Genomic DNA, 2,067 nt, shown 5'->3' on the forward strand with positions numbered 1-2,067 from the left:
AATTTCAGATTAATTTTTTGGTTATATTTTATATTATATGAAAAGGGGGCTTGGCTCTATTGTAAAATAGAGCCAAGCACTTATACTGTATGAATATTATTCAGAGATTAAGAAGCGATTTTGTTTTGTTCTTCGCTGAACAGTTCTTCGATATACGGCCCGCCAGCTAATATATTGAGAACAAGTATTCTTTTTTCTGGATAATTGGTGTGGATGTTTAATGTGGCCTTTCCATTTGTCCAGCGACAAGGAGAGTTCTCCACAACATCCCACCCTTCGAGAGATTCATCAGATAAGTAATCCGTAAGATCATGAACGCTATTATTGCTCATGATAAATGCTTGACCAACCAAGACACCTAGCTTGCGACGGTCATCGACAAAAGCGCCAATGGTTTCACATGGTCTGCTGGTTCTTGATATGATATTAACAATATTGATCCCTTCTGGAATGATAAAGACATATTTTCCATTTTGAACAAGATGAGGTTCAATAATAGTTCCCAAGCCTGTTTCTAAATGAAGATTTGGATCATTTGTTAAAGATACGCTTTCGGTCTTTGATGCAATATTATTGTAAATAGCACGACTATTAATTTGGCTGTAAATTGGTTCAACCATTGAACGTTGCACATTAAGAGGGGCAGCGGCATCAACATCCCATGTTTTTGTCTCATTAAATAGTGAAACAACTCTGTGGTTTGTTGAAAATGCGTTTCGGTTCCCTGTGTCCAAATAGCTTTCTGTCAACATGCCATTGGCCCAAATGACTGAATGTTTTTCTGTCTCAATATGATAATAATCATAAGAGGTAATTGAGCGATCATAGTAAATTGAGCGACCGTTAACTAACATCCGTACCGGCACAAAGTTTCCATCAAAGAACAAACAATGTTCTGGTGTAATCAATAGATCTTGATCAGGAACGTTATCGGTAATTGCTCCTTTTAGAACACGCACAGGATATCCAGCAAGATCATCAGGTTGATTGGTTTTGACGGTGACATGTTTTGTACCAATCCAAGTTACTGCTGAATGGATGACTTGGTTTGTCTGCCAATCGAACGTTTCTATAATATCATTGGTCGAGATGGTTTCGATTACCATTGTGCCATTAGGTGTGGAAATTGCAGTGCCGGCAAGGAAACAAACTTCGATAACGACATTGCCATCGCTGTTTTCACCCAATGAATAGCCTGTAGTTTCAACATCAACGATATGTAAAGTAATTGAAGAGCCATCTAAAAGCGTAATGGTCATATGATCTTTGTCAGGGAACTTAACGCTTGAGATTTGACTGCGTTGAATATCTTTTAAAGTAATGCTGTCATTTCCGTCGAAATCTTGGATTGTGGATGATACTTGTGTCCCGTTTGCAGATGCCTTGCCTGCAATAACCAGCCCTTTATTTTCTGTGCCTTGTAAAGAGATGACACCACCTGTTGAGGTTGTAATATTTGCACTGCCTCCAGGTGCCAAGTCTAGTTTACCCGTCAATTTTGCTGGGTCAGAAAAGTTTGCTACTGCGGTATCACCAACATAAAGATCACCAATTGTTCCATTTGATGAATTAACAACTGATCGATCGTAAAGATAGAGGCTCTCAATCGTACTGTTGGTAGCCATTGTTAATGTTTTGCCATTGGTAATGTATGTCTTGCCAGGATAATTAGTACCATTTACAGTTACTGGATTGGCAGCACCACCATAAACAAGAACGTCTCCATATCCCCCACTTGTTGCTAAGTCAGGGGTGGTACCTGCGTAAGGATTTCCAATCTTATAGATACGGTCATCCTCAGTCCCACCTGGTGGTACGAAAGAAAAATACCATAATCCACTTTCATCCTCGCTATATTCTGCTAAGCCTATAGCCTGTGCATTGTTACTTGGATCATTTGGATCATCAACCTCATCTTGCCAAGTAATGGCATTACCTTCAGAATCTGTCGTCGATGTGGGTAATGCATACGTGCTAATTCCAACAGATCTAGGCGCTATAAAACTCCTCGCTTGTATCGGTAAAATACCACCATCTTGTCCAAAATCATCCAAATCATCTAATAAA

1 protein-coding gene is annotated in these 2,067 nt (G+C 39.4%); it reads right to left on the minus strand.

The annotated features are described in order from the left end of the window. Positions 1–107 precede the first annotated feature (107 nt). Positions 108–2,067, minus strand: a 1,960-nt coding sequence (locus PQG52_RS11395) for a Hint domain-containing protein (RefSeq protein ID WP_271829603.1), incomplete at its 5' end; no start/stop codon positions are given.

It is taken from the genome of Commensalibacter communis, assembly GCF_947179105.1.
GTDB lineage: Bacteria > Pseudomonadota > Alphaproteobacteria > Acetobacterales > Acetobacteraceae > Commensalibacter > Commensalibacter communis.